This window comes from Pedobacter sp. KBW01 (assembly GCF_003852395.1).
In the GTDB taxonomy this organism is placed as follows: domain Bacteria; phylum Bacteroidota; class Bacteroidia; order Sphingobacteriales; family Sphingobacteriaceae; genus Pedobacter.
In genome coordinates this window covers 39,764-47,100 of record NZ_QAJQ01000028.1, presented here as the reverse complement: position 1 = coordinate 47,100, position 7,337 = coordinate 39,764, and the positions used below count along the sequence as shown (strand labels likewise).

Sequence of the window (7,337 nt, the reverse complement as noted above, 5' to 3'; positions counted from 1 at the left end):
CTGGTGCAACAGGCGCAATTGGTCCGCAAGGCCCTGCAGGAGCCACAGGTGCTCAGGGTTTAAAAGGTGATAAAGGCGATACTGGAGCGGCTGGTGCAACAGGTGCAATTGGCCCACAAGGTACTGCAGGAGCCACAGGAGCCCAGGGTTTGAAGGGAGATAAAGGAGATATCGGAGCAACAGGTGCACAAGGTACTGCAGGAGCTGTGGGTGCAACAGGTCCTCAAGGCCCTATTGGTCTAACCGGCGCTACTGGTCCTGCTGGGGTAGCTGGTGCGCAAGGCTCTCAGGGACCGGTTGGAGCTACAGGCGCGCAAGGCCCTGCAGGTACCAATGGCGTAGGAGGTGTTTCGCAAGCTGGTACTGGAATCAGTATTACGGGCGCAGGAACTGCAGCTAGTCCTTATATTATCAATAACACTATAATTGATACTGATAATCAAACCATTACTGCTTTTAGCTTAAATGCAGCCACAAAAATATTAACACTTACTTTGCAAAGAGGAAATACAATGACGGTAGATCTTTCTACATTGGCACCTGCAAGTACTGCTGATAATGGTTTAAATAAATCAAGCACTACCAATACCCAATTGGGAGGGCCGTTAACCGGAGCAACTACGATCACTACTACTGCTGCAAATACATTGGCCATTCCAGGTTTGCAAACTGGCGCTGAAACGGACAAAGTAGTAACGGTTACCTCAACAGGTGTTTTACAAGCCTTAAAGGGTGCATTGCCCAAGTTCTTTTATGCCCCTTCTGTAGTGGTGCCTACGCACGACTCGAACGGGGTTCCATTGGTAGGGAATCAGACTTTGGATATTTATAGCAAGTATTCGCAGCAATTTGGTTTCTCTGGTGGAATTGGCCAGGCCAGAAGCAACTCTTCTTCTACGCTGCCGGTATTGCCAGCAAGCGAATTGGATTATTTCGTTACCTATTTCGATAATACGGTATTCAATACTGTAACGGTTTCTGCTGCTGGTGTAATTACTTATACTGTTAAACCAACAGCAGTAGCAACAGAAGCTTCGTTCATGAACATTGTATTTAAAGTTAAATAGCATGAATAGGATAAAGAGAATGTGCAATAGGTTATTTAATTTAAAACAATTGGGCAAAATAGTTACACTGAGCTTAACACTTTGTTTGTTCTTCTGGAATAAACAAAGTGCACAGGCACAGAGTTCTTATGGAGATTTTCCTTATGCCCAATCTTTTACCTCAGGTACCAAACCTTCCGAAGTATCTACTCCAACCGGAGCGGGAACTAACGATGTGGCATTTACCACTAATGGTTTACGTTTAACACGTGCTGCCAACAGCCTTTTCGGTGCTATTTTTATAAATAACAGACAGTTTTCTTCTAAAAACGGAGTTAAAATTGCATTTGAGTTTGGAATGTACGGTGGAAACGGAGCAGATGGTATTTCAATGTTTCTATTTGATGCAGCAGTAACTAATCCGGTTATTGGCGCTCCCGGTGGTGATTTGGGTTATAATTTTGCCCGTGCTAATGATTCTTGGGCAGCAAATCGTAAAGCTGGTCTTACCGGTGCTTATTTAGGCGTAGGTATAGATGCTTTTGGGAACTTTAAAACTAAGCAGTTTCAAACTGATAAAAGATGGAATGGAGTAAGCCTGGCTGGTTCAAGTCATGTTACCTTAAGGGCAGCTGCCGGACCAGTGATTAACAATACCGGTCAAGGTCAGGGTTTTACAGGTTATCCGGTAATGATTACCCAATCAACTTTGGCAGTACCGACAGGTAATGGAGGTGCTATTTTAAATCAAACTGGCGGAGGTTATACCTTTTCTACGGGACCATCAACAGGTTTCGACCTTAAAACAACAGGCCTGGGTGCCACAACAGCTGATGCCGATTATAGAAAGGCATTTATAGATTTAGTTCCTAATAATGACCTTTTAGGCAACAATAATGGGTTTTATATAACAGTTAAGATCCAACATGGGAGCACCATTACTACGGTGATTGATAATTACCTCTACCGTACTTCTTTTACCTATACCGAAAATGCCAATGCAGCCGGTAATACCGATTATAATACCAATAGTAATACTGGTGCTGATACACAGCGAACCTTATCTGCTACTGTTCCCGATTTTTTACGCATCGGTTTTGCTGCCAGTACAGGTGGTTTAAACAATATCCATCTGATCAAAAACTTAACGGTTACCTTGCCCTATGCGGCTGAAGCAGCAGATGATTTGGGTGCTACTTGTAGAAATATACCAGTAGTTGTTGATCCTTATGCCAATGATATAGCTTATGCTGGTCTCATACTTTTATCGCCAGTGCCAACTGCATCGAAGGATAATATTGATGCCAGCCAATTCAGGTTTTTGAACAGCGATGGTACTACTGCAACCAACCCTTTCTCGGTAACCAATAACCAAGGTACGTTTACCTACAATGCTACAACAAAGAAAGTGACCTTTACCCCAGCTGTAGGCTTTATCGGTACGGCATCCATCAACTATAGTATTAAAGGGATAACGGTTCCAGTTGTGGGTGGTCCTTATGGCGATGAGGCTTATCGTTCTCAGAATGCCACGATTACGGTTAGGGTTTCCAAATGCCAGGTCATCACCAACCCCATGTTGCCTTCAGGTAACGAATAACCGCTGAAGCGATAATTCATTCAACATGAAAATAAAAACATTACAAATATTAATTATTATCCTGCTGCTTTTACTGGGCTACCAAATAGAGGTTCAGGCGCAAACAGGGGCAGGGAGTAGTACTGTTGATAATTCGACTGTTTATATTGCAGCCGGAACAACCGAGCTTCGTTTCTCTGAGGAAACTTATTTTGGGCCTGATGCCGACTGGACTATCGACGGCACGCTGACCATTTACAGTAAAAATGTATGGATTGCCCCCGGTGCAAAATTTAGCGGTAAAGGGAAGATTATCATTTACAATCCGGGCGATAATCCTTTTTACACCGATATGCCATCGGGTCCAACACAGATTGATGGCAACAATGGTAATTTCATTAACCTCATTATCGAACACCACAATACAAGCAACATTGTTTTAGCCAATGTTACCGATCCGGGATACAATACCAAAAATCCGGTTGGAGCAGATGGGGCTACACTAAACATTGCCGGAACATTAGATATGGCTGCTAACGGAGCCGACATTATATTAAACGGTAATAATTTAGTTTTCAATGCTAGCGGTAAAATCAGTAATTACAGCATGTCGCGGATGGTGGTTACCGAAAACAGTTTAACCGGCCATATGGTTAAAGATATTAACGCCAATGCTGCATTTGTATTTCCGATAGGCATTGCAGAAGGCGATTATACACCCGCAACATTAACGCCCAAAATACCAACACGGATTTTTGCCAGTGTTCAGAATTATAATGCCGACAATAATATACCCGGCACCGATATGATAAAAGGGATGGATAGAACCTGGAATTTATATGCTGCTACTCCGACTACTGCAACCGTTACTTTACAGCACAATACCATTACCAATGGCTCGGGTTTTATTGATGCAAAGGCTTCCATTACCCAGTATTTAGGCTTTGGTAAATGGGATGTAAGCGCAACAACCAACCCTGCTCAGGGTGTTCATACCCGCAGTAACGTAAGCATAGCGGGCGATATGCTGGCCAATGGAGCCTTTTTTACCAAGCACTCGCTCGATGGTACTAATTTAATTATTCCCAACCTGTTTACGCCAAATGGCGATGGCAATAACGATACCTTCGAAATCCGCGGACTCGAATTTTTTGATGCGAATGATCTCGTTATCGTAAACCGCTGGGGAAATGAAGTGTATAAAGCAAGTAACTATCAAAATAACTGGACCGGTGAAGGCCTTAATGAGGGCACGTATTATTACGTACTGAGGGTTAAAGCAGATGCATCTGCTGCATGGCAGGTGTATAAAGGATACATCACATTAATCAGGGCATTTAGAAGATAATTGGTTGAGGTTCGATTGCCTTAAACCGATGTATGTACATCATCACCATGAAAAAAATACTCACCATAACAGCCTTAATTTTATTGACTAAGCTTTCTTCTGCACAGCAGGATGCACAGTTTAGCCAGTACATGTTTAATGGCATTTACATTAACCCTGCCTATGCAGGTTACCGCGAACAGTTAAACGTACATGCTTTTTATCGCAACCAGTGGACAGGGTTAACGGGTTCGCCAAAAACCATGTCGGTAGCGGTTGATGCCATTGCCAATAACGGAAATGTCGGGCTGGCCCTGCAACTCTCTGGCGATAGGCTTGGCGCACAAAGAAACCAGTCTGTTTATGCCAATTATGCCTATCGCATTCGTTTAAATGCCGATGGAACTTCGAGGCTGGCCCTGGGTTTGGGTGTAGGGGCAGTTCAGTTAGGAATTGATGGCGCAATGCTTAACCCCAACGATTTTGAAGTTTACCAGCCTACTGGCATGGAAAGCACCATTGTGCCCGATGCCCGTGCCGGTGTTTACTTCGCTAACGACCAGTTATATGCCGGTATTAGTGCCGATAACCTCGTTTCGCAGTATATAGATATTGATCGCTATGCCTTTATTCCGCAACCCAAACCACATTATTACCTTACTGCAGGCATGCTCATTCCCTTATCGCAGGATATCCTGTTAAAACCTTCTTTTTTATTGAAAGACGACCGTGGAGGACCAAGCAGCATAGATTTGAATGCCTTTGTAATTTTAAACGAAAAGCTCTGGTTGGGAGGATCGTACCGCACGGGAATTAAGCTGTACAATAAAGACTATCTGCAAAAAGATTTAAGCAAAATGAATTCGGCAGTGGCAGCAGTACAACTGTTTCCAACCAACAACCTGAGGATTGGTTATGCCTACGATTTTTCTATTGGTGCCCTGCAGCAATATAGCGGCGGAACACATGAAATATCAATCAGCTATTTTTTCAATAAAAAGAACATGCGCATGTTAACCCCAAGAATTTTTTAAGCCATGGCTCATTTATCCATACCAAACTTTATTGCTGTTAACTACAAAAGATTTTTAGCTACGGCTATGTTAACCTTGCTGCTCCTTTTTGGCGCTAAACCTGGCCAGGCGCAATACGTGCTCAATGCTGCCGATGCCCAATACGAGCTTTTTAATTATAGCAAGGCCATAAACCTTTACGAACAGGCCTACCAAAAGAAACCAACGCAGTACACCGCCGAGCGGCTTTACCATTGTTATGCCTTTATCAACGATTACAAACAGGCCGAAAGCTGGAGTGCCATTGCCGCTGCAATGCCAGATGCGAAACCCGAAAATATACTGGCCTATGCCAAAGCCTTACAGCAAAATAGTAAGTACACCGAAGCCAAACAGCAATTTCAAAAATACGCTGCTACTGGCGAAACCGTTGCCCCTGCCGATATAAACCGCTGGTTATTGAGCTGCGATTCTGCTTTGTATTGGATGAAAAACCCCACATCGGTTATCATTACCAATGCCGCTAAACTTAATTCTGCCCAATCAGACTGGGGGCTTAACACGTTTGGTAACGGCGTAACTTTTGCTTCCGATCGCGGTGCTGATGGTTCAGTACAAAACGGTTCCGATCGGCCCTTTTTTAAATTTGATGGCACAAAGAAACCCGATAAAAATATTTACGGCTGGACCGGAAACCATTATTTACGCCTCTATACACAAAGGGAATTAACCGATAGCGTAAGTCCTTTTCCTATTCAAACCCACACCGATTATCATATGGGGCCTGCCAGCTTTACGCAAAGCGGAAAGGAAATGTATTTCACCTTAACCAAAATCCCAAAGCATCCGGTTTATGTAAAAGGCAAACTGGCTACCGTTAACGTAGAAATCTATTCGGCTAAGTTAGATGAAAAGGGAAATTGGGGTAGTCCTCTCGCTTTTAGCTATAATAAAGTGGATGAATATTCGGTTAGCGATCCTTTTATCAGTGCCGATGGCAATACCCTTTACTTCAGTTCAACTATGCCCGGCGGCCTGGGCGGGGCAGATATTTATTTTTGCCTGAAAAGAGCAGATGGTACCTGGCAGCTTCCCGTTAATTTGAAAGCACTGAATACTGCCGGTAACGAACGTACACCTGTGTTGGGCGGGCATCAGGATTTTTATTTCAGTAGCGATGGTCGGGTAGGTATGGGCGGATTGGATATTTATAAAGCCAATCTCGTAGGAGATAAAATCAGTAAGATCGAAAATATGGGCTACCCGCTCAATTCGCCTCAGGATGATTTTGCTTTTCTGAAAACTAATGCACTAAACGGATACCTGAGCTCCAATCGCACAGGTGGCTTAGGAAACGATGATATTTACAGCTTTACTGCACCTCAATTATTGGTATTTAAACTTACCGGAATTGTTTTCGATAAACGTACTAACCTTCCACTCAACAATGCGTTGATTACGTTAAATAAAACCAATATACAAAACCTGAAAGTGTTAACAGGTGATGATGGTACATTTCAGTTCAATTTAGAAAAATCGGCTGATTATGAACTTACGGGAGAGAAAACCGCTTACCGCAACGATTTGGCCCAGGTAACCACCAAAGGCCTTACCACCAGCACCATGCTTAAGCAAAATCTGTATCTGGAAAAAATAGAGCTCGAGAAAGCAATTAAGCTGGAAAATATTTATTATGATTTCGATAAATCTGATATCAGGCCTGATGCAGCTATTGAGCTTAACAAACTGGTTAAAATTATGAAAGATAACCCAACCATTTGGATTGAGCTGGGTTCGCATACCGATAGCCGGGGTAACGATCAATATAACATGCAGCTATCGCAAAACAGGGCCAATGCTGCCGTTCAGTACATCATTAACCAGGGCATTGCCCCGAACCGGATTACTGCTAAAGGTTATGGCGAATCGCAACTGCTTAATAAATGTGCTAACGGTGTAAAATGTACAGCAGCCGAACACCAGTTAAACCGGAGAACCGAATTTAAGATTGTAAAATTATAAAACGTTGCTGTGCAGCAAGCGGCTTTTAGCGTTAGGGATAGACTAAAAAGCCCTTGTTTGCATGGCTTCGTTTTTTAGCAATTATTCTAAATACACCATAACCATAGGGTTTATATTTTCTCCTTATTAACAACTAATTAATTTCGGAACTCCTACGGATTTTCTTCACATGTTATCGAAGCAATTCCGAAGAAACAGGCTATATTAACCTTTGTTTACAGGCTTAATTTAAGGTTGCCAATTTATTTCACCACCTAAGACATGTAAGAATATTAAAGGTTGGAACGAAGACACGATTGCAATTTATTTACCATTTAAGACATATAAGCTCATGTAAGGGTAATTGTACT

4 protein-coding genes and 1 pseudogene are annotated in these 7,337 nt (G+C 42.8%); all 5 read left to right on the top strand.

Annotated elements, in window-relative coordinates:
- Nucleotides 1-1,067 (top strand): annotated as a pseudogene (locus tag DBR40_RS27165) (collagen-like protein); the annotation flags it as partial.
- A gap of 1 nt (nt 1,068) precedes the next feature.
- Nucleotides 1,069-2,646 (top strand): hypothetical protein, encoded by a 1,578-nt coding sequence (locus DBR40_RS23200; RefSeq protein WP_124562121.1) that lies wholly within the window; start codon nt 1,069-1,071, stop codon nt 2,644-2,646.
- A 25-nt stretch (nt 2,647-2,671) separates the two neighbouring features.
- The gene (locus tag DBR40_RS27050) at nt 2,672-3,973 is read left to right on the top strand and encodes a gliding motility-associated C-terminal domain-containing protein (RefSeq protein WP_233603970.1); all 1,302 of its coding nucleotides are present in this window, start codon (nt 2,672-2,674) and stop codon (nt 3,971-3,973) included.
- Between the two features lie 47 nt (nt 3,974-4,020).
- A complete protein-coding gene (locus tag DBR40_RS23190) occupies nt 4,021-4,986 on the top strand; it encodes a type IX secretion system membrane protein PorP/SprF (RefSeq protein WP_124562120.1) in 966 nt (321 codons plus the stop codon).
- A 3-nt stretch (nt 4,987-4,989) separates the two neighbouring features.
- Nucleotides 4,990-6,987, top strand: coding sequence for an OmpA family protein (locus DBR40_RS23185; RefSeq protein WP_124562119.1), 1,998 nt, complete (start codon nt 4,990-4,992; stop codon nt 6,985-6,987).
- Nucleotides 6,988-7,337 lie beyond the last annotated feature (350 nt).

Excerpts from the sequence above, each read along its gene's own strand:
- DBR40_RS27050 (WP_233603970.1), top strand. The coding sequence starts at position 2,672 with ATGAAAATAAAAACATTACAAATATTAATTATTATCCTGCTGCTTTTA.
- DBR40_RS23185 (WP_124562119.1), top strand. The coding sequence starts at position 4,990 with ATGGCTCATTTATCCATACCAAACTTTATTGCTGTTAACTACAAAAGA.
- DBR40_RS23190 (WP_124562120.1), top strand. The coding sequence starts at position 4,021 with ATGAAAAAAATACTCACCATAACAGCCTTAATTTTATTGACTAAGCTT.
- DBR40_RS23200 (WP_124562121.1), top strand. The coding sequence starts at position 1,069 with ATGAATAGGATAAAGAGAATGTGCAATAGGTTATTTAATTTAAAACAA.